Here is a 23,327-nt window from a genome sequence, read left to right on the forward strand (position 1 = left end):
TTTCACCTCAAACCGTCAGATCATTTTCTGACTTGATATCGATCGCGTTCTTCAATAATTTTTGGAGGACAGCGGCAAAAACAGCAATCACAATGGAACCAAAAATGATGATCATCCCGATCAGGATGATGCCAGGGGCATCGTCAATCTCTGCCGCAAAATAAAAGAGCGGCATGGCTGCTGTATACAGCAGCATAATTGCAGCGGCACAATTTCTTATGGTCTTCAAAGCCTTTACAGCCATTTCTGAAAATGCGTTGTTGTGATCGATAAGGCTTAAAAGCTTGAAGGCCTGAAACAAAGCAGCGAAAAACGGGATGGCCGATATATACATAATCGCCAAAATGCCATACAGCAGATTCCGCCATTCCAAACCGCTTTGGCTTGCATTGATTGCAAGAGAAGGCAGTCCGAATAAACATAGTGCCAGTATCGGAGCCCCGATAAGGAAGATGGCTATTTTCAAAAAGAGTGTTTCCCTTTTCATTTTTAACACCTCACAGGTTAAGTTATATTGATTTTAAGTTATTTTTTATTGTTTTTCAATAAATAATTAACGATTTATATTATTTTTTGTTGCTGCAAGGTTTTCTCCCCTTAAAAACAAGTCTGTACAAAAAGCGGATCGACTCAGCAGTGCAGCAACATACAATCCAGTTTTAAAACCTACCTCAAGGGTAAGAAATCTATATGGCTTATAAGTGATATAAATCACAAAGCAACTAAAATGTGAGGAAAGGAATGACTTAGAAATGGATAAAGACATGCCAAAACAGATTCCCGGACAGATGCAGGAACGCCAGCCAGGCTTTGAAAATGAAATGGAGCCGCGTCCCGACTTTACACAGAACCTGGCAGGAAAAGGTAAGAGGCTGTCAGGCAAAATTGCGCTGATTACAGGCGGAGACAGCGGAATCGGCCGTGCTGTGGCTGTTGCTTTTGCAAAGGAAGGCGCTGATGTAGCCATATCCTATCTCGATGAGCACGACGATGCAGGGGAAACAAAAAAGTATGTGGAGCAGGAAGGCCGCCGCTGCCTGCTGATCTCCGGTGATATCGGCGAAGAAGCTTTTTGCCAGGAAGCCGTAGAAAAAGTGGTCTCAGAATTCGGCAAGCTGGACATCCTCGTCAATAATGCCGGGGAGCAGCATACCCAGCCATCTATCAAAGATATTACAGCAGAGCAGCTGGAGCGCACATTCCGCACCAATATCTTCAGCATGTTCTATCTGACAAAAGCTGCACTTGATCACATGAAGCCTGGCAGCTCTATCGTCAACACCACGTCCATCACAGCCTTCCAGGGTGCACCGAAGCTGATTGACTATTCTTCAACGAAAGGTGCCATCCTTGCCTTTACACGTTCCCTTTCAGGATCTCTTGTCGAACAGGGAATCCGGGTGAATGCCGTGGCTCCGGGCCCAATCTGGACACCGCTCATACCTGCATCCTTTTCAAAAGACGAGGTGGATGGCTTTGGCAGCGAGGGAGAATTCAAGACGCCAATGGGACGCCCGGGCCAGCCGAGCGAACTTGCACCAGGCTATGTATACTTTGCTTCTGACGAATCTTCTTATGTTACAGGGCAGGTGCTGCATATTAACGGGGGTACTCCGTACTAAGAATGCGGCAAAGCTTACATCAGCATAAAAATAAGACCCGCACTCTTGATGATTCAGGGGCTGCGGGTCTTTTTCTACTTTTATTCATTTTTATTCCACACCATGCTGAAAGAGATGTTCAGCTTGTCCCAAATCCACGCGTGAAGAATGTCCTCCAGAATCTTTCTCTCTGCTTCCTCATCCAAGTTTTCGGCAACGCCCAGCTCCTCAAAGGTGAAAAGTTTCACTTGTGCGTGAATCGATGTATTTTATATCAAAAAAAAAAAATAACACCATAATTAACCATAATTATATTGAGAGAAAGCTGCCACACACCCCGGCAGCCCCCCTTTCATCTATCTTTTTAGCTTAATATCCCCATCCATAAGGATACCCCGCGTAAATGGAGCGATGTCCCTGGCTTTGTTCTGCTGCTTCTGCGGCTGCTTTTGTTTGATGGATCGTGCCAAATGGATGGTTTGGAGGCGCATAAATCGAGTACAGCTTCAGCGATGTATTCCCGGTGTTCGTAAGATTATGCCATGTGCCTGCAGGAATGAATATGGCCGAATCATCGTACACATTTCTCCTGAAATCCAGATTATTTTTCTTCTTCCCCATCTGGACGACACCCTGGCCTTTTTCTATACGGAGGAATTGGTCGAGGTTATTATGCCTCTCGAGTCCAATGTCCTCGCCGGGCTTCAGGCTCATCAGCGTCAGCTGCAGGTGTTTCCCTGTCCACAAGGCTGTACGGAAAGCTTTATTCTGTTTCGTCGCTTCATTGATATTGACGACAAACGGGTTGGGGCCATAATCCTTTAGCGGCAGCCGAGAGTCGTTTTGGGGTACGGGATAAAAGCTGCTCCCATCCCCCGCCTCCATCGGATAGTGCCCGAACAAAGGCTGACTCCTGACTCCGGCAAGCCGCTCCACCGGATAAGGACACATATGATATCCATACATAACTTCTCAGTCCCTTCACTCTATTCGGGATATCTTATGCATGGAAATGGGTGAATGACATCCTTTTAAAATCAGAGAAATCTTTTCTTCCCCTAGTTCTATAGCACTTAATCCAAATCCTTTGCTTTAGGAGGCATCAATTTGTTCAAAACTATGTTACGCTTATCGGAAAGGCTGAATATGTCAAAAATTTAATGGGGTGCAAATTTGGAAAGTACTCGTGTAAACGAAGTGAATGAGCTTCAAAGCCTTGCCAAAGGACATGTACTTTATTTTTTCAAGAATCAGGAGCTTTACCTCTCGCATGTAGAAGAGTATATCATCACCGGAATAAAACTGAATGAATATTCCGTTATTGTAGAAAATGACCGATTGACTTCAATGATTAAACATAGACTTTCCAAAAAATTAGAAGACCATTCCCTGCAGAAAGTCGTCTTCATAAACAACTATGACTTTTATTATGCAAAAGGCGATTTCAAGGTGAATTCGATCTTCGATTATCTTCCAAAGGTACTGGACGATTATTCAGAAGAGAATGCCGTTGTACGAAGCTGGGCTCATGTAGAATGGCGGGACGAAGAAGAAATAAGCAGCAAATTACTGGCATCCGAAGAAGAAGCGGATGAAATCGTGTCCGATAGCAGAATCCTATCGGTTTGTGCCTATGACTCAGAGCGGGCAAGCGATGAATTTAAGACGGGGCTTCTCGCCTGCCATAACTATCTGCTATGTGATAAATAGAGGCAAGTCAAATAGCTTCCGGGTAACCCCGGGAGCTTTTTTGTTTTCGCTTGCCTCCTGCGATTTACAAAAACCGCCAGCGTAAATAATCTCCCCTGGGGAAAAATAATCCGCGTATATGCAAAAGGAGGATGAACATCAATGGATATGAAGCATCTGGCTCCCCATGAATCAATGGATTTACATGAGATCGTCAACTTCAAAACACTCTGCGTCGCAAAATCCAAGCTGATGCAGGGGCTTGTTTTTGATGAAGACTTAAAGGCCCTTATGCAGAAAGATCTGGAACAGTCCAAAAAAGACCTTAGCGAGCTTCAGGCCCTCTATGAACGCGTTCCTTTTAGTGCTCCTGTCCCGGAAAGCCGTCCAACACCCATTATTAATTGAAAGGAGGCAATCTCAATTGAATCAAGATTATTTAGATCCGATCAACGCCTTAAATATGCCCGAAATGGCTGATATGACATTTGCGCTCGATTTTCTCATCCGCACAAAGGAAGCGGTAAGAAATTTGGCCGTGGCTTTGACAGAAGCAGCTACACCTGATGTCCGGGCGCTGCTTAGAAAACAGCTTATGCAGGGAATTCAGATGCATCAGGAAATTTCCGAGCTCATGGTCAGCAAGAAATGGTTCCATCCCCATGACCTGAGCGAACAATACAAGCTGGACCAGCTCTCAGCCAAAAATACAATCATGATCGGCAGCATGAACCTTTTCCCTCATGATACGAACAGAAAAGGCATGTTTGACCGTACACCTGATGAGTCCCATTAATATTGGAGGTTTGCATACATGAAGGCAGTCACCTATCAAGGAATCAAAAATGTCGAAGTCAAAGAGGTTCCAGATCCCAGGATTATAAAGCCGGACGATATGATCATTAAAGTGACAAGCACAGCCATCTGCGGATCAGATCTGCATTTGATCCACGGATTCATGCCCAATATGCCGGAGGATTATGTCATCGGCCATGAACCCATGGGCATCGTAGAAGAAGTGGGCCCGGAAGTGACAAAGGTAAAAAAAGGCGACCGTGTCATCATTCCCTTTAATATCGCCTGCGGGGAATGCATCTACTGCAAAAACCAGCTGGAAAGCCAATGCGATAATTCAAATGATAATGGCGATATTGGCGCCTATTTCGGCTATTCAGGAAATGCCGGCGGCTATCCCGGCGGGCAAGCCGAATATTTGAGGGTTCCTTTCGCCAACTTTACCCATTTCAAAGTGCCCGAAAGCTGTGAAGAACCTGATGAAAAATTAAGTGTCATCTCAGACGCTATGTCTACCGGGTTCTGGAGCGTTGACAATGCCGGAGTAAAAAGCGGGGATACTGTCATCGTCCTCGGATGTGGACCAGTCGGCCTGTTTGCCCAGAAGTTCGCCTGGATGAAGGGAGCCAAACGGGTCATTGCCGTTGATTATGTGGATTACCGCCTCCAGCATGCCAAACGGACGAACAAGGTCGAAATCATCAACTTCGAACAGTATGAAAATGTAGGGGAGCACCTTAAAGAAATCACGCATGGCGGAGCAGATGTTGTCATCGATGCGGTCGGCATGGACGGAAAGATGACTGACATGGAGTTTTTGGCAAGCGGCCTAAAGCTCCATGGCGGGGCCATGAGTGCCCTTGTCATTGCCGCCCAGGCAGTCCGCAAAGCCGGAACCATCCAGATCACAGGCGTGTACGGCGGCCGATACAATGGGTTCCCGCTTGGAGACATCATGCAGCGCAACGTCAATATCCGTTCAGGACAGGCCCCTATGATCCACCTGATGCCCTATATGTATGAACTGGTGGCCACAGGAAAAATCGATCCGGGAGATGTAGTGAGCCATGTTCTCCCGCTCAGCGAAGCCAAGCATGGCTACGAAATCTTTGATACGAAAATGGATAACTGCATTAAAGTGGTACTAAAACCTTAACTAAGGAGCTGGCAGCATGGATTATCTTTTACATGAAATCCTGGAAGTCCAGGAAATCGCAGCATTTAAAACACTTTGCCTGACAAAGTCGAAAACGATGAAAGCACTTGTTACTGACCCGCAGCTGAAACAAATCATGCAGAAAGACGTGGATGCCTCTACCATCCAGCTGCAGGAGTTCAGTTCTGTTTTATCAAAAGTACAGCAATGAGGAGTTGACGCTATATGATTCAATTTATAGAAAAGCTGACCGGCATGGACGCACTGACAGACCAGATGGTCGCCATGGATCTGCTGATTTCAGCGAAAAGCGGTGCGAGAAATCTTGCTATGGCTGTAACCGACGCAGGAACGCCGGAAATTAAGGAAATGCTCACCCGCCACCTGGAAGCCACATTGGATCTGCATGAGGAAATCTCAACTTATATGATGAAAAAAGGCTGGTACTATGCCTGGAATACAGAAGAACAGACGAATCTGAATCTGCAGAACATGGAGATCGCTTTAAAATTGCCTACTTTGTAAAAGTCAAAAGATGGACTGCTAAAGCATGTCCATCTTTTTTATAATTCCATCGGCTCCAGCTTATCCAGCCGGCTTTTACCCTGCTTGAACGAGAGAGAAACGGCAGCAGACAGGAAAAGCAAGATTGAGCAGCCTGCAATAACGATCCGCGGATGTAAGGATTCAGCTATTCCCCCAGCAAAAAGCGTGCCGCTGACACCTGCCAGTCCGGACAAGAGAATCCCCCCTCCTGCTACACGGGCCAAGAAACCATCAGGGGTAATTGCCTGCCGGGCAGAGCCATTTACTACGAAGGCCATCGACAGTGCCCCATCAAATAAAAACATGCCAAAGGCAATGACGGCGAACTTGCCAGACAGCATGATCAGCAGAAGGCCCAGCCCTGAAGCGGCCATCAGCACTCCATATAAATTTTTCCATGAGAAGTGAACCATTTTGTTCATCAGGAAGACACCGAGGAGATTTCCTGCCCCTGCTGCTGATAATACCGCTCCAGTCTGCCATTCGCTAAAGCCGAGCGTTTGGCTTGTATAAAAAATGACCGCAAGAACCACACAGGAGGATGCAAAATTTAAAACAGCCTGTTGAAAAGAAATGAAACGCTGAAAGTGATTGATGAACAGGTATTTTATTTCCTTAAATGCCAGAACATTTTTGTAGCCCTCCCCCTCTTTTGCAGAAGCAGGCGCTTCTTTATAGGTCAATAAAGCCAGCCCTGCTAAGGAAATCAAATAGGTCACAGCATCAATGCCGAGCACTGCAGCAGCACCAAGAGCGGAAAGAGCAGCACCTGCCATCACTGGTCCTGCCAGTGTACTGACGGCATCAGCCCCTTCAATATAATTATGGGCCCTGACAAGCTGATCCCTCCCCGCGATCGACGGCAGCATCGCTCCCAGCGCCACCCTGTAAAAGAGCCCTGCCGCTCCCAGTGCGAGCAGACAGATCGCCAATATCCAGATGTTCAGCACATTAAAATAAAGGCACAGGACCAGTGCAGACATCGCCAGGAAACTGAGGGCATCTGCCCCCATGGCAATCTTTTTCTTCACATGGCGGTCAACCCAATAGCCCGCCTGCAGGGATAATGCCAGCGGCACCACCCTGGAGCAGACAGCAATCAATGCCGCCTTCCATGGCGAGCCTGTCAGCTGCAGTACAATCAGAGGAACGGCAATCTCACTGAACCGATTGCCAAAAATCGTCGCCAGCTGCCCGACCCATAAAACAAGGAAATTTCTATTTTTGAAAAGCAAGATTATCAGTCCTTATGTTTGAGGAATAGAAAAAAGTGAACTTTTTAAGGCTATTCTCCTAATTGATACCAATTCGACAACACCTGCTGGTAGTCCTTTATATAGTGAGGAGTTTTGGGAGATGGACAGCAGCGGATTGCTCTCCATTTTTTAAAATGCTTACACCTATTTCAAGTCCATCTGCTGAAATTTCATTCAATAAAAAGAGCCGCCCGGCCCACCAGTCAACCTGATGTTCCGGGCAGCTCTTCGGCTTATCATCTATTAATAAGGATCAGCATCGTGGCCTTTGTCCACGGCTTCTCTTGTTGCCTCATTGGCAGATAATGAGCCTTGACCGTATTTGGATTGTCCAGCTTCACGGCCAGGGACATTGTCTTCTGCTGACATTTCTTTCAGCTCTTTTGTCCTCTTTTCGATGCCTTCCTTCACCCGGCGGCCGTAATCTTCATCGGCCTGTGTGAAGTGTTCGACCATGGCGTCCTGGATGCGCTTATTACAGGCAGCAAGTGCTTCGGACAGGTTCTTGATCAATTCGTCGCGCTCCCAATCCTCCAGGCTGCGGTAGGTGTGCCCTGCCTGGCCATAGTTGTTCGGGCGGTCGATCGGCGCGCTCATGGCTGCTGCATTATATGTCGGCTGGTGCGGCACCGGGCTTGCTTCTCCCACTTCCTCAAAACCGCCGAGCATGGATGGCTCATAATTGATATGCGGATTGTCCCCGGATTCTTTCGGATCGCGGACATCCATCTGGCCGCGCTGCTGATTTGTGCGGACAGGCGCTTTCGGTGCATTCACCGGCACCTTCAGGTAGTTGGCGCCGACACGGTAGCGCTGTGTGTCTGAGTATGAGAAAGTGCGTCCCTGAAGCATTTTGTCATCAGAGAAGTCCATTCCATCGACCAGTACCCCTGTTCCAAATGCAGCCTGTTCAATCTCGGCATGGAAGTCAACCGGATTGCGGTCAAGGACCATGCGGCCAACCGGCAGCCATGGGAATTGATCTTCCGGCCAAAGCTTCGTATCATCAAGCGGATCGAAGTCCAGCTCAGGGTGGTAGTCATCCTCCATGATCTGCACATACAGCTCCCATTCCGGATAGTCGCCGCGTTCAATCGCCTCATACAGATCCTGTGTAGCATGCCCTACATTCTTCGCCTGGATCATGTTCGCTTCTTCCTGTGTCAGGTTTCGGATGCCCTGCTTTGGCTCCCAATGGTACTTAACAAGCACCGCTTCACCTTTGTCATTAACCCATTTGTACGTGTTAACGCCAGAGCCCTGCATATGGCGGTAAGTCGCAGGGATGCCCCATGGAGAGAACAGGAATGTGATCATATGGGTCGCTTCAGGTGTACGGGAAACAAAGTCAAACATCCGCTCAGGATTAGGCACGTTGGAAGCAGGATCTGCTTTAAAGGCATGGATCATGTCAGGGAACTTCATCGCATCACGGATAAAGAAAATCTTAAGGTTGTTCCCAACCAGATCCCAGTTTCCATCCTCAGTGTACATTTTAACTGCAAATCCGCGCGGATCCCGGGCTGTTTCAGGAGAATCCTTCGCTCCTGCCACTGTGGAGAAGCGGACCATAAGCGGAGTCTTCTTCCCTGCACCGGAAAATACTTTCGCGCGGGTATATTTTTCGACTGGCTCATCGCCTGCTTTTCCGTATGTCTCAAAATAGCCGAATGCTCCAGATCCGCGAGCATGGACGACGCGCTCAGGGACCTCCTCACGGTCAAAGTGAGAGATTTTTTCAATAAAGTGGTAATTCTCAAGTGTAGCAGGACCGCGGTTGCCGATCGTCCGTATATTCTGGTTATCTCTTACAGGATGGCCTTGGCGGGTCGTCAGCTTCTCGCGCTTCACATCGTCGCCGTTTTGCATAGTCTTGTCCTTGTTCTGATCCAAACTGCATAACCTCCTCAAATTAATCACCTTTATCTTTCCTGATTAAGGAAATTTTATACAGAGATAAAGGATGATTTTGTAAATTAATCTTCTTGCTATGTAGGTCTAAAGATGACTTTGACCGGGGAACTTAAAGGAAAAACCAGCTATTACAACCAATTTTTTACCCGCCCGGCTACCCTTTTAAACTATCTATTATAAAAAAATAATTATAAATTGAGAAAGACTTTCCTCTTTCAAAAATACTGCAAATTGGGTATGATAGTATAAAACCTTAAATTCCTATACGAAAGGTAGTATTTATATATGGCAGAAACAGTACGTTCGATTCCCCGTCCCCTCGTCAGGACCAATCAATGGTTCATTGTCATCAGTGTAGCAGCGAGCTGGCTGACCGGGCAGGAGTGGATTCTGGCCATCCCGCTTATTGCCGGGCTGATGGGCCTCCTGTTCGGATTCAGCCCCGTCATGCGGGCAGCCAGAACATTCCTGAAGAAAGCACCTTCCGCTTATATTCCAGAGGAATGGGACCAGCAGCAGTTCAATCAGGTCATTGCGGTTGTGTGTCTTGCCGGGGGATTGCTGTCCTACGCATTGGGCTTCACGATCCTTGGGCATATTTTTACGGTTATGGTTGCACTCGCTGCCTTCGTTGCCATCCTTGGCTTTTGCATCGGCTGCTTTATCCGCTTCCAGCTGATCAGACTTCGGGCTAAACGAAGAATGAGCCAGAAATAAAAGAAAGAGGGAACCTCAAATCAGAGGTTCCCTCTTTCTTTTTCCTGCCTATTAAAAATCAGCGCCCTCTTTCAATCCTTAGGGAGAGGGCTTTAATCTTATATCATCCGGACCAAAAAGAATAAGCCGTCTGAACCGCACTGAACTCTCCCGCCCCTATTCACTTCACCTTCGCCACTCCCAATGCAAAATGGCCGAACAATGTATTCTCAACCAGTTCTCCTTCGGAATCCTCGCATTCTACGATGAGAATGACCTCGGAATGCACTCCTTTCAGCTGCCTTTTTTTCTTTTTCACAATGGCTTCTGTAAAAAGTCGGATGGAAAGGCCAATTAAAAAACCGGCAGCCGCAGTAATCAGCCCCCAATAGATGGGCCCCCAGGCCAATTTAAACCCGATGCTGGCCCCGACAACGGAGAAGGCAGTTGCAAGCGCTGCTCCAATATCAATGAGAGATGTTCCGTCTGAACGGTTCAGGCCATCGAACAGCTGATGCTTCTCTTGCCTATTATCCAGAGGGATGATGTAAATTCTTTCGCGCTTGATTCCCTTCTTCTCAAGAGTGGCAATCGCCATTTCCAGCGATGTTCCATGTTCAAATGTTGAAAACAGCTGCATCTGTCATTTCACCTTCTGCCCTTTTAGAATCTGAAAGGAGGATGATTGATAGTTCTTCCTGAAAAATGCCCGCTGCTCTTTGTTAAACAATTTATTATTTTCCACTGTATTTATATAAGAATCGTATAGAGAAAAGCCGTATAAGGACGGGAAAAATAACAGCCACTCCGGATGGATGACAGCTGTGGATTTCTTGATATCCCCCATAAACAAATAGGAAAAAGCTTCAAGGCCATGGGAGTAGTAAAAAAAGATGACCACCCAGATGATAGTGAAAAATGCAGACACAATCCGATGTATGTATAGCTGGCCCAAACCCGGCACAAAAAACGACCACATGATCGCCATAACGGGATTTCGCTTATCCAGATAGTTTATCTCCAAAGCTCCCATGCTGAATGAGTTGAACTCATGCTCCTCTCTTTCTGCCAGTACATGAATCTGATTTAAATCGACGGTCGTCCGGTAGCTGTCCCAGATCGCAAATATATAAACCGGAATATAAATAAGCAGCCACCTCGTATCCAGAACTTCTTTTGCCTTATCTATATCTCCCTGGAAAGAATAAATCATGGCCAGATTGAGCTTCGATTTAATATTGACAACCACTTCCCATATAAACAGCACAAATCCACGCAGGTATTTTGATAAAAGAAGATGGCCAAATCCGGGAAAAGCGGCGCTCCACCATGCAATGATATAAGGATTCCTCAGATGGATCTGTGTGGTTCCCCAAATGCTCACATGCGCTCTGTACCTTCGGGCTGTATTGTCATTGGTATAGTTATTCATAGCCTTCCACCTTAACTGCATCCTGATTGTATTATCCTTCCTCCCATTCCTTCTTTTATCCGCATGACAACGCAAAAAGGGCATCAATCCTTTCAGATCAGCGCCCTTCGAAATTTTGCTATTTCCCCTATCCGCCCTCGCGAAGCGAGAATCAATGCCCGGTTGTTAGTCGTTTATTATAAATGGTTCTGCGGTTACAATACTGGGTATGAGCTGTGAAAGAGGACTCGAACCTCAGGGTCACCCCGACACCCTTGCCGCTAAGTGCAGCATTTACCCTGCCGCAGGGTTTGGCATTCGCCTTCCCGCCCGCTACCAACTTGCCTAGCAAAAATCAGCGTTCTATTAATTCTGTCTTCCAGTTCAATTCCTGGATCTTCACATCCAGAGTCCTGTATTTCCGGGATAATTCATCCACAAACTTTTGGGTTTCTTTCACATCAATCATTGACACATATTTGATTTCCGAACGGGAATAACGGTCATGCCGGATGGTTGCCTGCTCCAGCAGCTCGCTGTATATCTTTCTTTCCTGACCGATGAGATCCCTGCTTGTCAGTGCGTCGGCCAGAGACTGCGCCTGGTCAAATGCTGTATGCAGATTGGTGCGGTTGATGTTCTGAATAAGGCTTTTTAATTTTACCAGGAGCTCTGTCAATTCCTTCATTAACGTCGGCGGCTCCTCATTCGGAAGATCCCCCTCCTGGACTCTTGCATTTTGGCTCAACCGGTGCCTTAATTGCTCGATCCGCTTCTGATAATCCGTACGGAGTATCAAGGCTTCTGCTAATTTCATAAATGACCCTCCCATTGTTTATACTATTATAGTTTCGATGCTTTCCGGCAAATTCCTGCCGGGTCAAACAGTTTGCTGGCTTGTACTGCTTCCAGAGCCTTATGATGATCTTGCAGACAGCCGGATGAACCTTCTCCAATAGGGTATACAGTAATTGTGGACATATCTTTATTCAGCGAAGTGTTTCAACCATCTTGTTGTGGATATCGCTCTATTGCGGGCAAATCCCAGAAATCTTGCTGTGGATATCTTAATTATCAACAATCATAGTGGGGATATCGCCAGTTTTATGTGGATAGGGAAATCATCAATTGAAAGAGAAGAGGTGCCAGAATGAAACTTTCAGGAAATACAATACTTATCACAGGCGGCGGCGCAGGAATCGGACTGGCTTTTACTGAGCGCTTTATGAAGGCCGGCAATACTGTCATTGTCTGCGGCCGGCGGGAAAGTGTCCTGCAGGAAGCCAAGGAGAAATTCCCCGGATTGGTTACAAGAGTTTGTGATCTCGCTGTGGAATCAGAGCGATCGGCCCTGTTTGATTGGGTGGAGGAAAATCATCCTGACGTAAATGTACTGGTGAACAATGCCGGGATCCAGCAGCGCTTTAATGTGCTCACAGCAGATGCAAAGAAGGACTGGAGCTATTTTAACAATGAAATCACTACAAATATTGAGGCACCCTTCCACCTCTCCATGCTGTTTGCTCCGTTCCTGGCAAAGAAAACGGAAGCGGCCATCATCAATGTGACCTCCGGACTGGCGTTTACACCGCTCGTCATAGCGCCAATCTATTCCGCTACGAAAGCAGCGTTCCATTCCTTTACAGTGAGCCTGCGCCACCAGCTTTCCGGAACATCAGTCGAAGTCATTGAAGTCGCCCCGCCTGCAGTGAACACTGACTTAGGCGGAGCCGGGCTCCATACCCAGGGCGAACCTTTGAATGAATTCGCAGATGGAATTTTTAAAGGACTGGCGGAGGGCAAAGAAGAAATCGGCTATGGCTCTTCTGTCGAACGTCTGCGTATGTCCCGGGATGAACTGGATGCACATACTGCGAAGATGTACCAGGCCACGAAACACACTATCGAATAGGTCTTTTCCCGTTTAATATCTAAATGGAGGGCTCAGTGCCGGGCCCTCTTTACTTTTCTTGCGCCAATGACAAAGTGGGTTTCACCAATGCAAAAACCGCAGAAAAAAAACTGCTATTTTCTAGCAGTAATTGTTAACGCCCTGCGGAGTAAAAGAATATCCTGTTGAATGCTTTTCCTTACTTGGTCATCGCTGCATAGCATAAGTTCAACGCTTAAACGTCCAAGTTCTCTGCTGATTAGTAAGTGTTCCGCCTTACTAAGCATAGTGTAATCGCCCCTTTTTACATAGGAAGGACACTATGTCTGTTCAAGGTTAACACTATTTGTTCCGCTTTACAATAACAGGTATATCCCATGATATTACGGTTGAATTATTTATAGCTGAAAAGCAGCTCTTCCAGCTCTCTTTCTGAAACTACTCTTATGCCATTCCTTTTCAGCAGGGCAGATGTCACCCCATCCCCTGCCACTTTCCCTCCTGTGAATTCTCCATTGTAAATGACACTGCTGCCGCATGAGGGGCTGAATTCTTTTAACACGACTGCACTTACCTGCAGTTCTTCCGCTTTTTTTAAAGCGGCATAAGCTCCGTTTATGTATAACTCTGTTACATCTCTGCCTGATTTTTCTATGACCCTTGCCCTGCCGTCCAGGACATCCTCTCCATCGCCGCCTGTAATTTCTGCAGGCTCCCGGGGCACCGGGAATCCCCCAAGCAGTTCAGGGCAGATGGATACGGCTTTCTTTTGATCAATCAATTGCCGGATCTTCTCATGCAGGCAATGAGTGCCGTTATATCTTACTTCCTGTCCCGCCAGGCATGAACTGACTAATAACAAATCTACCAACTCCCTTATTTATTTTTAAAAAAGTATGAATGAAGGATTAAAGCCACAATGGCTTCTGGACTGCTGTCTTCACGGAGATCAATCACTTTGACGCTGCTTAAAAGGTGATGGCGCTTCAAAGTCCCACACTGTTCTCCTTCCCGTTTCAGCGAAATCCTGGACGCTATCGTTGCTGCAGAGGAAAGATAGGTTTCATCATTGATCGTATATTGGATGGCTTCTTTTAAGGATGCGGCATTTTTCATATTAATGAGTGTACGGGCTTCGCCAATCCTTTCCCCATTTTTAAAGATGTTCCAATGATCCTGGCTGGTCAGCCATTTCTTGCGATGCCACTGCACATCATAGAGTTCCTGATCAATCTGAATCTTGAGGCATAGATACCAGTTAAAGCCAATAATATCCCCAAAGGCATACTGCCATTTGTGCGGAAAATAGCGGCACACATAGCCTCGCAGCTCGTCTCCTTTAAAAAGCGGCTTCCTGATGAGAAGCGACTTCTGGATATTATAATAGGACCACCCATTCATATTTTTCGGCTGATAAGTCCGCTCTTTCTCCGCCAGCTTCCTGCTGATGATATAAACGGCAAGAGCTGCCGCAGGAAGCAGAAAAATGAGTGCAAACTGCATCGGTTCAAAGGCGCCGTAAACCAGCCAGCGGGCAAGCACTGCAAGCAGCATTAAAATAAAAAGCAGGAGCATTTCTATCATCTGATCACCTCAATACTATTACGGACAGCCCCTATAAAGGTTCCTATTTATCTGCTGGGTTTATAAGTCCATAGCACACGAGGCTCTCATACCGGCCTTCCTTCCGCACATGGTCAACAAGAACTCCTTCTTCCTTCATGCCGAGCTTCTCCATTACGCGCCCTGAAGCCGGGTTGGATTGGAAGTAGCGGGCGAACACTTTGTGGTAATTCTTTTTCTCAAAAGCAAACCTCACCATTGCCTGTGCCGCCTCGGTGGCATAGCCTTTTCCCCAATACTCCTCCCCTATCCAGTACGCCAGCTCGCCGTGACGGAATCGTTGATTATTGGATAAGGCAATCGCGCCGAACAATTCACCTGTTTCCCTGTCGGTCACTGCCAGTTCATAGGATTTATCTTTGCTGAAGTTTTCACGGTGATGCTCCATCCAGGAGAGAGCATCGTGTAGTGAGTATGGATAAGGCAGGTATAAGGTGCTTTTATAGAGATTGTAATTGTCACAGAGCTTTGCCGCTGTTTCTGCGTCGGATACCTGGAACAATCTAAGCAGCAGCCGGTCTGTGAATATAGCGTTGTTTGAATGGTCATAAATCATCAAAAACTCCTCCTCTCTAAATACATTCTATAATGAAGGAGTTCTTCCTCTTTCAGGAAAAAAGAAAAAGCCGCCATTTTCCGGCAGCTTATTTAATCTATTAATGTGATGCCAGATTCTGCCTTTCCGCGGCTTCAGGCGGTTTTTCCATCCATCCGTTCTCCATCATAATATCCGATGCGTCTGTGACAAACCGGGCAATACTCATAAGCGACCTTGAATATAAGAGTCCGATATCATGCCTGCCATTCACTGCCAGTGAATTCCCAAATGCCCTGATTTTCATTGAGAACATGTCCATCTTATGAAACAGCATGAGCTTATCCGAGAAAGGCGCAAAGGTGGAGTCTGTTACCAGGTCGTCCAGAAATGTAGGCGATGGCAGGTTTTCATCATGCAGCTTCTGCATATACCGCTCCAGATTGCTATGTGTCATACTCGTCCCTTTTTCAAACAGCTGCCGGACCTTCTCACTTTTGGCTGTTTGGGCAAATGACATAATCAAGGCCTTGCTAGTTGCATTATTTTCAATGTTGTCATAAAGATGTGTGATCTCCAGCGCGTGCAGCGGCCTGACACGTCCCAGGAAACCATTTAAAAAATCTTTTTGGGCATAATCCACTTTTTCGGGGATAGGAATGTAAGGCGGTTTCATAATCAATCCTTTATTCATAAGAATATCTTTGATCTGATCCATCAGCAGCATCGATTCTTGCAGACAATATTGAAAAAATTCTACAATATCCTTTCGGAATACTAATGGATATCCTACGTTGTAGATGCTCATGCCTGCTTTTGCCGCATATTTTAAATAATGGACATAATAGGCGTCATGATACAATCGGGGTGCACCAAGATTGACATCATTTTCATTAAAGCCATCTGGAATTGGGAAGTTTTCTTCTTTTAACAGCCGCTCTGTCGTTTTCATAAAATCTCCACTTAATTTTGAAGCATTTTCCAATAAAGCTTTAATATCTGGATCATCTACATGTTTAAGATAGTAAGCCAGGATGCACTTTGACATACTGTTTCCCATATAGGTAGCCCAGAGCTTTCCCATCTCTGCTGACGTTAAGGGGTCTTTCGGGCTCGTCTTATTTGTTCCAACTTTAATCGGCTTGATCGTATCCATGATCAATCTCCTTCTAACACTTTATGGTGTTAGTATCCTCCTCACGCCGGAAACGTATTCTTTGTATATATGCACAGAAAAAGCCTGCTTCGGGTAATTTCAAAGCAGGCTCCAATAATTGATCGGCTACATTTCTAAATCAGTGAAGGCGTATGGCAATAGCTCCTTCAAAGGCAATTCCAATATATCTTTTTTTTCATTTGTTAAGTAGACCGGCATGTCCGGTGAGCAGAATTCTGCCAGAACCTGCCTGCAAATGCTGCAGGGCGGAAGGAAGTCAGCCGTATTCCCGGAAACCGCGATTGCCTGGAAGTCTCCTTTTTTATAGCCCTTTGCAATAGCAGTGAAAATAGCTGTCCTTTCAGCGCAATTCGTCGCCCCAAGAGAAACATTCTCGACGTTCACTCCGTTGATAACGGTTCCATCTTTCAGCAGTAAAGCTGCTCCTACTGGAAAATTAGAGTACGGTGCATACGCATCCTGTTTTACAGCGCGTGCACTTTCCATTAATTTTTCTTTATCCATCACAATCCATCCCCTCAAATAAGAATGAACCTTTCACAGTCCCCTTACGCCAATTTTTAGTTGGCAGGACTTCTTATATTATATTTCCGGGAAAAGTTTGTCAATACTGAATAATAAATTTTAATTAATTCCCATCCTCTTTTATACAGAGAGAAGCTATAATGATTATCATTATTCCCTTCACAATGTCCTGCATGCCACATGTATTTATTCTAAAAAGGGGTCCACTCCCTTCCCACAGGCTGCCTTGCTCTAAGCAAACATGAATGAATACATCCCCACCTTCCTTGGGATAGTAACAATCATAATCACACCGCCGGGAAGGATACAGCCATGAATAAATTTGAAAAAAACACATTGAAAATTCTTCTTGTCTTTGGATTGATTTCGTTTATCAATTTGATGAGGAAGCCTCCGGTAAAAGACTGGATGCTGATTTTTCTCTTCAAAGGATATGTTTCCTCCATCATCGACAAGCTGCTTGTCAGAAGAGGCTATATAACCTATCCCGTTAAGCTGCTGAAATCATTTGACGTCAGCTTTATTTTCGACTATCTTCTCTACCCAGTTGCCTGTGTCTATTTTAATCAGGTTACAAAATCATCGAGTCCTATGGGCATTCTGATTAAGTCAGTCTGCTTCAGCGGCCCAATGGCTATAGTTGAACACTTTTTTGAAAAAAGAACAGAACTTATTAGATTTAAAAAAGGATGGAATTCGGCTACCAGTTTCTATTCTCTTACCCTGACCTTTTTGATTTCCAGAGCCTTCATAGCCATTATACGAAAGGCCAATAACACACCAGTTCCTGATAATAAGTAGGAGCTGATGCTGCTGTTTTAAGAGAAGCAGCAAATAGGCTAATGAAACAAAGACGGTATTGAATGTGCCTGTTCATTTTTCAGAGAAATATGCAGTTCTTTTTCAGGGCTGATAGACGCAAAAAATATTTCCTGCAGACGGGAGATGCCAAGCCGGGACAGCTCCGAATTAAGCCAGTCCTGATCCACATCAAACCGTTCCAAGACCTCCCTGTATACCTTTCCTTCAACGATGACAGGAAAGGCAATTTGCGAAGAGCTTCCGGAAATATTCAAGTCTCCCTTTGTGGCAGGCAACTGTGCCGGCTTCAGTTGGACACTCAGCATTCCGTTTCCCTCCAGTATCCCTAGTTCCACATATTGCACATCAAAGACCTGCTTATCTCTCAGCATTTGCAGGATGTTATCAATACTGTAGTGATATTTTTTTAAATTGGCACTAAGGAATTTGCCTTTATGTATCACAATGACCGGTTCAAAGGTGATAAGTTTTCCAAACTTCCGTTTCGATATTTTCAGTCTGCCAATCAGCCGCTGGAGAAGCCCGATGGCAATGATGGCAAAGCCTGTTTCCAGATGCCTGATGGAGGGATCTGCTATATCCGCCCCGGCCACCGCTCCCAGTGTGATGATGACCAGATAATCAAAAACAGGGAGCTCACCAATCGAACGTCTTCCCATAAAGAGAGTAATAAAGAGCAATAAAGGCAGAATGGTGATGATTCTTCCGAAAATGAGAAGGCTGTTATGCAGCAGATCTTCCATAGACTTTCCTCCTGACAGATGATGACTTTAGTTTATCGGAGGAGAGCTGGAATTATACGGAAAACCGGAAGGTCGCCTCACCAGAGTATGAAGTTCAGTTTTCTGGGAGGAATACTGTAAATGGAATAGCTATTAGCACCCAAGGTAACACCTTAACAATGAATAATGTCATCGTGCAATTTAAGGTGCTAATGTGAATTTAATTTGCTTCAAGCAGCTCAAGAGTGGGTTGCTGGGGTAGAAAAATAAGGGTAATTTTTTCTTCTATACATCTCCATTAACAGGAAATCTAGTTTCATTGTTTATGAATGCAAAAGTTTAGCGGAAATCGCTTGTTCAACTATTCAGCGATTGAGTATTTTAATTGAATAAGAGCATTCAAAAGTAAAAAGCCTGGGATATCCCAAGCTTTTTTGGTTATTTAATCCGTCTACATACGCTACGAAAACGGATGTTATTTAAGCTGTGATTTTAAGTTTCCCCCACATTATCTGAACTGGATAAGGCCAGAAGCAGCCTTTTTCATTTTATAGTCCAAACAGTTCCGGCAGCACCATGCTGACCTGCGGGATATAAGTAACAAGCAGCAGAACAACGATGATGGCAGCGTAGAATGGAAGCAATGGCTTCACAAGCTGCTCGATTTTCACCTTGCCGACGCTGGATCCGACGAACAGGGCGCTTCCGACAGGCGGCGTAATGCTTCCGATGCAGAGGTTAAGACACATCATGATGCCAAAGTGCACCGGGTCCATCCCGATGCTTGTAGCAATCGGCAGGAAGATCGGCGTGAATATCAGGACTGCAGGCGTAATATCCATGAAAGTTCCAATAATCAGCAGGATGACGTTCATCAGCAGCAGGATCAGAATCGGATTGTCGGTCAGGCTGAGGATTCCGCTGCTGATGGCCTCGGGAATGCCTGTAAACGCCATGACAAGGGAAAGGATGGTTGATGCAGCGATCAGAAGCATAATGATGGCTGTCATCTCCACCGTTTCCATCAGCATCTTTGGAACATCCTTTACCTTAAATGTCCGATAAAACATCGATAGGATGAGAGAATATGCAACCGCAATAGCAGCGCCTTCTGTTGCCGTGAATACCCCGGCAATGATTCCGCCGATAACGATAAACACCAGCAGCAGGCTCGGAATCGCATCCAGGAATACCTTCATCACCTGGCTGAACGTAATCTTCTGGGCAATCGGATAATTCTTTTTCTTCGCAATCGCATATGCTACAGCCATGGTCGCAAGGCCCCAAAGAATCCCTGGAATATAGCCGGCGATGAAGAGAGCGGCAATCGACGTCCCGCCGCTCACAAGGGAATAGACAATCAGCAGGCCGCTCGGCGGGATCAGAAGCCCTGTCGGTGCCGATGCGATATTGACGGCCGCAGAATACGCCGGATTATAGCCTTCCTTCTTCTGAAGGGGCGACATGACACCGCCGATTGCGGCTGCAGCAGCAACAGAGGAGCCGGAAATTGAACCGAACAGCATATTGCCGACTACATTCGTATGGGCAAGCGACCCGGGCATCCTCCCCGAAAGGACCTTCGCAAAGTTGATCAGGCGGATCGCAATCCCGCCATTATTCATGATGACCCCTGACAGGATGAAGAACGGGATGGCGAGCAGGGAAAAGCTGTCCAGACCCGCCACCATCTTTTGCGCCGCTGTGAAAACGGCGATATCAAAAGGAAACAGAACAAGCATGGTGACAAGAGAGGCACCGGCGATGCTGATGGCAATGGGCACGCCCAAAAATAAGAGAAAAAAGAACACAAACAGCAATAGAAGTCCTGCTGTGATTGTCATCCCAGCCCCTCCTTTCTATCCTTATCAATATGTATTGGCTCTGGAGTCTCCACTTCTTCTGAATATAGGTCCGCTTGTCTGTTTGCGGAGATTTCCCTGATCGAAATTATAGAATAAGCAGCAATCAGGACGCCGCTCACCGGCAGTGACAGATAAATATAGGCCATCGGGAGGCCGAGTGCGGCAGAATACTGCTTCATTGAAATTCCTACTGTTTTAGACCCGCCGACAATCATGACAAAAACAGCAAACGCCAGCACAATCAGCTCAATCAGGATAGCTGCGGCAAGTCTTTTCCTATTTTCCAGCTTTTCTACGATGAACTCGATGGCAATATGCTTCTTCTTCCCAAAAGCATAGGCTCCTCCTAGCATGGAAACCCATATCAGCGAATACCGGAGAAACTCCTCTGAAATCGTACTTGGCGAATCCAGTGCATATCTTGTGAACACTTGCCAGATTGCCATCAGGACCATCACACCCAAGAGGGTGCAGGTCACAAAGGCAATGCTCAGATCGATCCATTTTTTCATAGTCTGCATGATTGCTCCCCCTTTTAGCTGCCTTCAGCCATATCCCGGATTTCTTTATAGTATTTTCCGGTCGATTTCTTTTCTGCAAACTCCTTATGAAGCGGCTGGACGGCTTCCATGAAAGGCTCTTTATCCGGCCTGCTGAACGTGACATTCATACCCTTGGCGTCCTTTATCGCTTTCTCTGTCGCTTTCCGCCAAACCTCTTTATGGTAAAAAGAAGACTCTTCTGCCGCTTCTGCTATAGCTTTCTTCTGATCGGCAGTCATTTGCTTCCATTTGCTTTCATTGACAATCAGGATATCCGGAATGATGGCATGCTCGCTGTAGCTGTACTGCTTAGCCACCTCTCCGTGATTATTATCCGTCAGTGCTGTTTCATTATTTTCCGAGCCATCAATGACACCCTGCTGCATAGCCGTATAGACTTCACCGAAGGACATCGGTGTCGGCGATCCGCCCATCAGCTCAAGCATCTTCAGGTTCGTCGGGCTCGGCTGGACTCGTATTTTCAGCCCCTTCAGATCATCCGGGTGCATAATCGGCTTGTTTTTCGTGTAAAAATTCCTTGTGCCTGATTCATAGAACGTCAGTCCCCTCAGACCTATATCAGTTGTAGTCTTATAGATCTCTTTTGCGGTGCTGCTGTTCATCGCTTTATAGAAATGGTCTTTATCGTCGAATAAATATGGAAGGCTGAACAATGAATAGACTTCTGAAAAATTCTCAAGCGAGCCGGCGCTCACCTTGGCAAAGTCAATCGCACCGGTCTGTGTCAGCTCAAGTGCCTCACGCTCCCCGCCAAGCTGTCCGCTCGGATAAATTTTGACCTTTATATCGCCATCAGTCTTTTCCTCTACCAATCTTGCAAACTCTGTCAGCGAAGTATGTATCGGGTGCGTTGCGCCCTGATTATGGGCAAGCCTCAATGTGACTGTCCCTTCCTCTTCTGCAGCCTGGGCTGTGCAGCCGGCCAGCACCCCAGCCAGCAGCAGAAGGATAATGCCGTACACCTTAAAATTCTTCATGAATCCCCCTCCAGTTTAGTATCTAGCTCTCCAGCGTTATTTTCTCGAAAATATTCCCTCTTTTTACATTATTAAACCATTACAGGATGAAAGGTGGCGTTCCGGATTACAGCTGAGGGATTAAGAGGCAATATGATGGCGCTTATAAAGGCGATTTCGCCAGCTATAAAAAAGGATTCAGTGCAAAATGGAAACCCTTCTCAAAAGAGAAGGGCTTCTGTTATTTAGACAGCGCTGTAAGCAACACCCGTAAAAGTAACTGGCCCTGTGACTGTTGCTCCGTTCAACAATGGATTTTCCACAGAAATGACCATGGAGTATCCAAAATAACCGGCAGGAACATTAAGCTCGGCTGCGGTAAAGGAAATGATCTGAGTTTCACCGAGAGCCAATTGGGTTTCCTCACGTGCAGTAAAAATAACCTGAGAACCTCTAAATACTGTAATCAGTACAGTTGGGTTTAATATCGCCGCTGTTATCCCAATAGTTCCATTCAGGATGACCTTAGCCTGCGCCTGGGGAACGGACAAACCGAAGGCAGCCAGGGTAACGCCGCCGGGTGCAGAAGGGACTGGCCTGTTTAAGGTGTTGCTTCCGCTTGAGGGAATGCTTATACCGGTTGAGTAGACTATTGCCAATAGTATCACCTCCAAAAGTTTATATTCCATTATATTTAAGGAAAGAAATATAGATTGGACAACCTGGAGAAATGAACGAGTGCGGAGTTTCAAAGGGCTCACTTAAATTAATGAGGATGGCAAGATCGCAGCAATCTATGCGAAAAGAGCCAAATAAAAAATGCCGAATATTATCCGGCATTGGAGAATTGAGAGAAATGCTTAATTTTCAACGAAGAGCTCTTCTGGCAAAGTCAGTGAAACGGAATTTGTCCGGACGATGCCTGGATTCTGTGAACTGAAAAAGGCTGGCATCGTTCAGGTATACATGGCTCCTGATGACTACTACATTCTGAAAGCCATCAAGATCCAGAAGGGAGCGGTCCTCATCGGTGGGTTCCTCCACGATGATTTCCTTCTTGGCAAAGCTGATATTCAGGTTCAACTCTTTTTCAAGATACTGATAGATTGAATCCCTGCAAATGTCCTCCGACAGATGGGGAACATGCTTTTCAGCCAGAAAGTCGCGGTCCAGAATAATTCTTTCCCCTCCCATCTTTCTTGTCCGCAGGACGTCCCAGACCAGGTCGCCTTCCTCCAGCTGCAATTCTTTTTTGATGAAACCCCTGGGTTTTCCAAGAGTCAAGCCGTTTAGGATCGTCTGTGGAGCTTCACTCATCTTGCCTGCCAGCTCCTTGAAACTGACCAGACCGGACACAGGGAAGTCGAATTTGGAAGTATTAAGGACCATCGAGCCTTTTCCCCTTATTTTCTGGATATAGCCATTTTGGGCAAGGAGATTCAATGCTTTGCGGATGGTTTCCCTTGAAGCCTGATATTCTTTTACCATTTCATTCTCAGATGGCAGAAAGGTTTCCGGTTTAATGCTTCCGCTCCTGATTTGCTCTGTGAGGCTTTGGCAGATATCTAGATACTTCTTTCTCAT

Annotated in this window: 28 protein-coding genes; 10 read left to right on the forward strand and 18 right to left on the reverse strand. The window is 46.1% G+C overall.

Annotated features, from left to right (window positions below; genetic code table 11):
* Positions 1-7: 7 nt before the first annotated feature.
* Positions 8-487, reverse strand: a complete 480-nt coding sequence (locus ACQCVH_RS07765; protein WP_426835160.1) for a DUF2975 domain-containing protein — start codon at positions 485-487, stop codon at positions 8-10.
* Positions 488-752: 265 nt separating this feature from the next.
* On the opposite strand from ACQCVH_RS07765, the gene ACQCVH_RS07770 reads away from it, so the two are divergent.
* Entirely contained in the window at positions 753-1,622 is an 870-nt protein-coding gene (locus tag ACQCVH_RS07770) for an SDR family oxidoreductase (protein ID WP_426835161.1), read from the forward strand.
* Positions 1,623-1,970: 348 nt separating this feature from the next.
* On the opposite strand, the gene ACQCVH_RS07775 is transcribed toward ACQCVH_RS07770, so the two are convergent.
* Complete coding sequence (locus ACQCVH_RS07775; RefSeq protein ID WP_483964304.1) at positions 1,971-2,486, reverse strand: cupin domain-containing protein; 516 nt, start codon at positions 2,484-2,486, stop codon at positions 1,971-1,973.
* A 288-nt stretch (positions 2,487-2,774) separates the two neighbouring features.
* Between ACQCVH_RS07775 and ACQCVH_RS07780 the strand changes: the two genes are divergently transcribed.
* The 6 genes from ACQCVH_RS07780 to ACQCVH_RS07805 all read left to right on the forward strand — a co-directional run bounded on the left by ACQCVH_RS07780 (position 2,775) and on the right by ACQCVH_RS07805 (position 5,766).
* The gene (locus ACQCVH_RS07780) at positions 2,775-3,311 is read left to right on the forward strand and encodes an MEDS domain-containing protein (protein ID WP_426835163.1); all 537 of its coding nucleotides are present in this window, start codon (positions 2,775-2,777) and stop codon (positions 3,309-3,311) included.
* A 141-nt stretch (positions 3,312-3,452) separates the two neighbouring features.
* The gene (locus ACQCVH_RS07785) at positions 3,453-3,698 is read left to right on the forward strand and encodes a spore gernimation protein GerQ (protein WP_129613181.1); all 246 of its coding nucleotides are present in this window, start codon (positions 3,453-3,455) and stop codon (positions 3,696-3,698) included.
* A 16-nt stretch (positions 3,699-3,714) separates the two neighbouring features.
* Positions 3,715-4,086 carry a spore coat protein gene (locus ACQCVH_RS07790; protein ID WP_426835164.1) on the forward strand — a complete coding sequence of 124 codons (372 nt, stop codon included), beginning with the start codon at positions 3,715-3,717 and terminating at the stop codon, positions 4,084-4,086.
* A gap of 18 nt (positions 4,087-4,104) precedes the next feature.
* A complete protein-coding gene (locus ACQCVH_RS07795; RefSeq protein WP_426835165.1) occupies positions 4,105-5,241 on the forward strand; it encodes a zinc-dependent alcohol dehydrogenase in 1,137 nt (378 codons plus the stop codon).
* 16 nt (positions 5,242-5,257) lie between these two features.
* A complete protein-coding gene (locus ACQCVH_RS07800) occupies positions 5,258-5,452 on the forward strand; it encodes a hypothetical protein (protein ID WP_009794450.1) in 195 nt (64 codons plus the stop codon).
* Between the two features lie 14 nt (positions 5,453-5,466).
* A complete protein-coding gene (locus ACQCVH_RS07805) occupies positions 5,467-5,766 on the forward strand; it encodes a spore coat protein (RefSeq protein ID WP_426835166.1) in 300 nt (99 codons plus the stop codon).
* A gap of 38 nt (positions 5,767-5,804) precedes the next feature.
* On the opposite strand, the gene ACQCVH_RS07810 is transcribed toward ACQCVH_RS07805, so the two are convergent.
* Positions 5,805-7,022 (reverse strand): MFS transporter, encoded by a 1,218-nt coding sequence (locus ACQCVH_RS07810; protein ID WP_426835167.1) that lies wholly within the window; start codon positions 7,020-7,022, stop codon positions 5,805-5,807.
* Between the two features lie 264 nt (positions 7,023-7,286).
* Positions 7,287-8,912 (reverse strand): catalase, encoded by a 1,626-nt coding sequence (locus tag ACQCVH_RS07815; RefSeq protein WP_426835421.1) that lies wholly within the window; start codon positions 8,910-8,912, stop codon positions 7,287-7,289.
* A 330-nt stretch (positions 8,913-9,242) separates the two neighbouring features.
* On the opposite strand from ACQCVH_RS07815, the gene ACQCVH_RS07820 reads away from it, so the two are divergent.
* On the forward strand, positions 9,243-9,674 hold the full coding sequence (locus ACQCVH_RS07820) for a DUF4395 domain-containing protein (RefSeq protein ID WP_426835168.1): 432 nt from the start codon (positions 9,243-9,245) through the stop codon (positions 9,672-9,674).
* 160 nt (positions 9,675-9,834) lie between these two features.
* Here the strand turns inward: ACQCVH_RS07820 and ACQCVH_RS07825 are convergent, their stop codons facing one another.
* From ACQCVH_RS07825 to ACQCVH_RS07835, 3 genes are all read right to left on the reverse strand, one after another.
* Positions 9,835-10,293: a hypothetical protein gene (locus ACQCVH_RS07825; RefSeq protein WP_426835169.1), complete on the reverse strand. Its 459-nt coding sequence runs from the start codon at positions 10,291-10,293 to the stop codon at positions 9,835-9,837.
* Positions 10,294-10,296: 3 nt separating this feature from the next.
* Positions 10,297-11,085 (reverse strand): hypothetical protein, encoded by a 789-nt coding sequence (locus tag ACQCVH_RS07830; RefSeq protein WP_426835170.1) that lies wholly within the window; start codon positions 11,083-11,085, stop codon positions 10,297-10,299.
* 334 nt (positions 11,086-11,419) lie between these two features.
* Positions 11,420-11,881, reverse strand: coding sequence for a DIP1984 family protein (locus tag ACQCVH_RS07835; protein ID WP_426835171.1), 462 nt, complete (start codon positions 11,879-11,881; stop codon positions 11,420-11,422).
* A gap of 333 nt (positions 11,882-12,214) precedes the next feature.
* Here ACQCVH_RS07835 and ACQCVH_RS07840 point away from each other — a divergent pair, with 333 nt between their 5' ends.
* The gene (locus ACQCVH_RS07840) at positions 12,215-12,976 is read left to right on the forward strand and encodes an SDR family oxidoreductase (RefSeq protein WP_426835172.1); all 762 of its coding nucleotides are present in this window, start codon (positions 12,215-12,217) and stop codon (positions 12,974-12,976) included.
* Positions 12,977-13,349: 373 nt separating this feature from the next.
* Here the strand turns inward: ACQCVH_RS07840 and ACQCVH_RS07845 are convergent, their stop codons facing one another.
* From ACQCVH_RS07845 to ACQCVH_RS07865, 5 genes are all read right to left on the reverse strand, one after another.
* Positions 13,350-13,817, reverse strand: coding sequence for a 2-thiouracil desulfurase family protein (locus tag ACQCVH_RS07845; protein ID WP_426835173.1), 468 nt, complete (start codon positions 13,815-13,817; stop codon positions 13,350-13,352).
* Positions 13,818-13,831: 14 nt separating this feature from the next.
* A complete protein-coding gene (locus ACQCVH_RS07850) occupies positions 13,832-14,539 on the reverse strand; it encodes a hypothetical protein (RefSeq protein WP_426835174.1) in 708 nt (235 codons plus the stop codon).
* Positions 14,540-14,582: 43 nt separating this feature from the next.
* Positions 14,583-15,134, reverse strand: coding sequence for a GNAT family N-acetyltransferase (locus ACQCVH_RS07855; RefSeq protein WP_426835175.1), 552 nt, complete (start codon positions 15,132-15,134; stop codon positions 14,583-14,585).
* Positions 15,135-15,234: 100 nt separating this feature from the next.
* Positions 15,235-16,269, reverse strand: a complete 1,035-nt coding sequence (locus ACQCVH_RS07860) for a DUF3231 family protein (protein ID WP_426835176.1) — start codon at positions 16,267-16,269, stop codon at positions 15,235-15,237.
* 126 nt (positions 16,270-16,395) lie between these two features.
* Positions 16,396-16,794, reverse strand: coding sequence for a cytidine deaminase (locus ACQCVH_RS07865; protein WP_426835177.1), 399 nt, complete (start codon positions 16,792-16,794; stop codon positions 16,396-16,398).
* 333 nt (positions 16,795-17,127) lie between these two features.
* Here ACQCVH_RS07865 and ACQCVH_RS07870 point away from each other — a divergent pair, with 333 nt between their 5' ends.
* Complete coding sequence (locus ACQCVH_RS07870) at positions 17,128-17,616, forward strand: CBO0543 family protein (RefSeq protein WP_426835178.1); 489 nt, start codon at positions 17,128-17,130, stop codon at positions 17,614-17,616.
* A 38-nt stretch (positions 17,617-17,654) separates the two neighbouring features.
* On the opposite strand, the gene ACQCVH_RS07875 is transcribed toward ACQCVH_RS07870, so the two are convergent.
* The 6 genes from ACQCVH_RS07875 to treR form a co-directional block, all read right to left on the reverse strand.
* Positions 17,655-18,380 carry a DUF421 domain-containing protein gene (locus ACQCVH_RS07875; RefSeq protein ID WP_426835179.1) on the reverse strand — a complete coding sequence of 242 codons (726 nt, stop codon included), beginning with the start codon at positions 18,378-18,380 and terminating at the stop codon, positions 17,655-17,657.
* A 527-nt stretch (positions 18,381-18,907) separates the two neighbouring features.
* Positions 18,908-20,203 carry a TRAP transporter large permease gene (locus ACQCVH_RS07880; RefSeq protein ID WP_426835180.1) on the reverse strand — a complete coding sequence of 432 codons (1,296 nt, stop codon included), beginning with the start codon at positions 20,201-20,203 and terminating at the stop codon, positions 18,908-18,910.
* Positions 20,200-20,745, reverse strand: a complete 546-nt coding sequence (locus ACQCVH_RS07885) for a TRAP transporter small permease (protein WP_426835181.1) — start codon at positions 20,743-20,745, stop codon at positions 20,200-20,202. Before ACQCVH_RS07885 ends, ACQCVH_RS07880 begins: the two co-directional genes overlap by 4 nt.
* Before the next feature lie 14 nt (positions 20,746-20,759).
* Complete coding sequence (locus ACQCVH_RS07890) at positions 20,760-21,764, reverse strand: TRAP transporter substrate-binding protein (RefSeq protein WP_426835182.1); 1,005 nt, start codon at positions 21,762-21,764, stop codon at positions 20,760-20,762.
* A 224-nt stretch (positions 21,765-21,988) separates the two neighbouring features.
* Positions 21,989-22,402, reverse strand: a complete 414-nt coding sequence (locus ACQCVH_RS07895) for a hypothetical protein (RefSeq protein WP_426835183.1) — start codon at positions 22,400-22,402, stop codon at positions 21,989-21,991.
* 208 nt (positions 22,403-22,610) lie between these two features.
* Positions 22,611-23,327 (reverse strand): trehalose operon repressor, encoded by a 717-nt coding sequence (gene treR / locus ACQCVH_RS07900; RefSeq protein ID WP_426835184.1) that lies wholly within the window; start codon positions 23,325-23,327, stop codon positions 22,611-22,613.

This window comes from Bacillus infantis (assembly GCF_050107595.1).
GTDB lineage: Bacteria > Bacillota > Bacilli > Bacillales > Cytobacillaceae > Bacillus_AB > Bacillus_AB infantis_C.

Bases quoted from the DNA above. Each gene is read 5' to 3' on its own strand.
- ACQCVH_RS07765 (WP_426835160.1), bottom strand. From the start codon at position 487: ATGAAAAGGGAAACACTCTTTTTGAAAATAGCCATCTTCCTTATCGGG.
- ACQCVH_RS07770 (WP_426835161.1), top strand. From the start codon at position 753: ATGGATAAAGACATGCCAAAACAGATTCCCGGACAGATGCAGGAACGC.
- ACQCVH_RS07775 (WP_483964304.1), bottom strand. From the start codon at position 2,486: ATGGAGGCGGGGGATGGGAGCAGCTTTTATCCCGTACCCCAAAACGAC.
- ACQCVH_RS07785 (WP_129613181.1), top strand. From the start codon at position 3,453: ATGGATATGAAGCATCTGGCTCCCCATGAATCAATGGATTTACATGAG.
- ACQCVH_RS07795 (WP_426835165.1), top strand. From the start codon at position 4,105: ATGAAGGCAGTCACCTATCAAGGAATCAAAAATGTCGAAGTCAAAGAG.
- ACQCVH_RS07800 (WP_009794450.1), top strand. From the start codon at position 5,258: ATGGATTATCTTTTACATGAAATCCTGGAAGTCCAGGAAATCGCAGCA.
- ACQCVH_RS07805 (WP_426835166.1), top strand. From the start codon at position 5,467: ATGATTCAATTTATAGAAAAGCTGACCGGCATGGACGCACTGACAGAC.
- ACQCVH_RS07815 (WP_426835421.1), bottom strand. From the start codon at position 8,912: ATGCAAAACGGCGACGATGTGAAGCGCGAGAAGCTGACGACCCGCCAA.
- ACQCVH_RS07820 (WP_426835168.1), top strand. From the start codon at position 9,243: ATGGCAGAAACAGTACGTTCGATTCCCCGTCCCCTCGTCAGGACCAAT.
- ACQCVH_RS07825 (WP_426835169.1), bottom strand. From the start codon at position 10,293: ATGCAGCTGTTTTCAACATTTGAACATGGAACATCGCTGGAAATGGCG.
- ACQCVH_RS07830 (WP_426835170.1), bottom strand. From the start codon at position 11,085: ATGAATAACTATACCAATGACAATACAGCCCGAAGGTACAGAGCGCAT.
- ACQCVH_RS07835 (WP_426835171.1), bottom strand. From the start codon at position 11,881: ATGAAATTAGCAGAAGCCTTGATACTCCGTACGGATTATCAGAAGCGG.
- ACQCVH_RS07840 (WP_426835172.1), top strand. From the start codon at position 12,215: ATGAAACTTTCAGGAAATACAATACTTATCACAGGCGGCGGCGCAGGA.
- ACQCVH_RS07850 (WP_426835174.1), bottom strand. From the start codon at position 14,539: ATGATAGAAATGCTCCTGCTTTTTATTTTAATGCTGCTTGCAGTGCTT.
- ACQCVH_RS07855 (WP_426835175.1), bottom strand. From the start codon at position 15,134: ATGATTTATGACCATTCAAACAACGCTATATTCACAGACCGGCTGCTG.
- ACQCVH_RS07860 (WP_426835176.1), bottom strand. From the start codon at position 16,269: ATGGATACGATCAAGCCGATTAAAGTTGGAACAAATAAGACGAGCCCG.
- ACQCVH_RS07865 (WP_426835177.1), bottom strand. From the start codon at position 16,794: ATGGATAAAGAAAAATTAATGGAAAGTGCACGCGCTGTAAAACAGGAT.
- ACQCVH_RS07870 (WP_426835178.1), top strand. From the start codon at position 17,128: ATGAATAAATTTGAAAAAAACACATTGAAAATTCTTCTTGTCTTTGGA.
- ACQCVH_RS07875 (WP_426835179.1), bottom strand. From the start codon at position 18,380: ATGGAAGATCTGCTGCATAACAGCCTTCTCATTTTCGGAAGAATCATC.
- ACQCVH_RS07880 (WP_426835180.1), bottom strand. From the start codon at position 20,203: ATGACAATCACAGCAGGACTTCTATTGCTGTTTGTGTTCTTTTTTCTC.
- ACQCVH_RS07885 (WP_426835181.1), bottom strand. From the start codon at position 20,745: ATGCAGACTATGAAAAAATGGATCGATCTGAGCATTGCCTTTGTGACC.
- ACQCVH_RS07890 (WP_426835182.1), bottom strand. From the start codon at position 21,764: ATGAAGAATTTTAAGGTGTACGGCATTATCCTTCTGCTGCTGGCTGGG.
- treR (WP_426835184.1), bottom strand. From the start codon at position 23,327: ATGAGAAAGAAGTATCTAGATATCTGCCAAAGCCTCACAGAGCAAATC.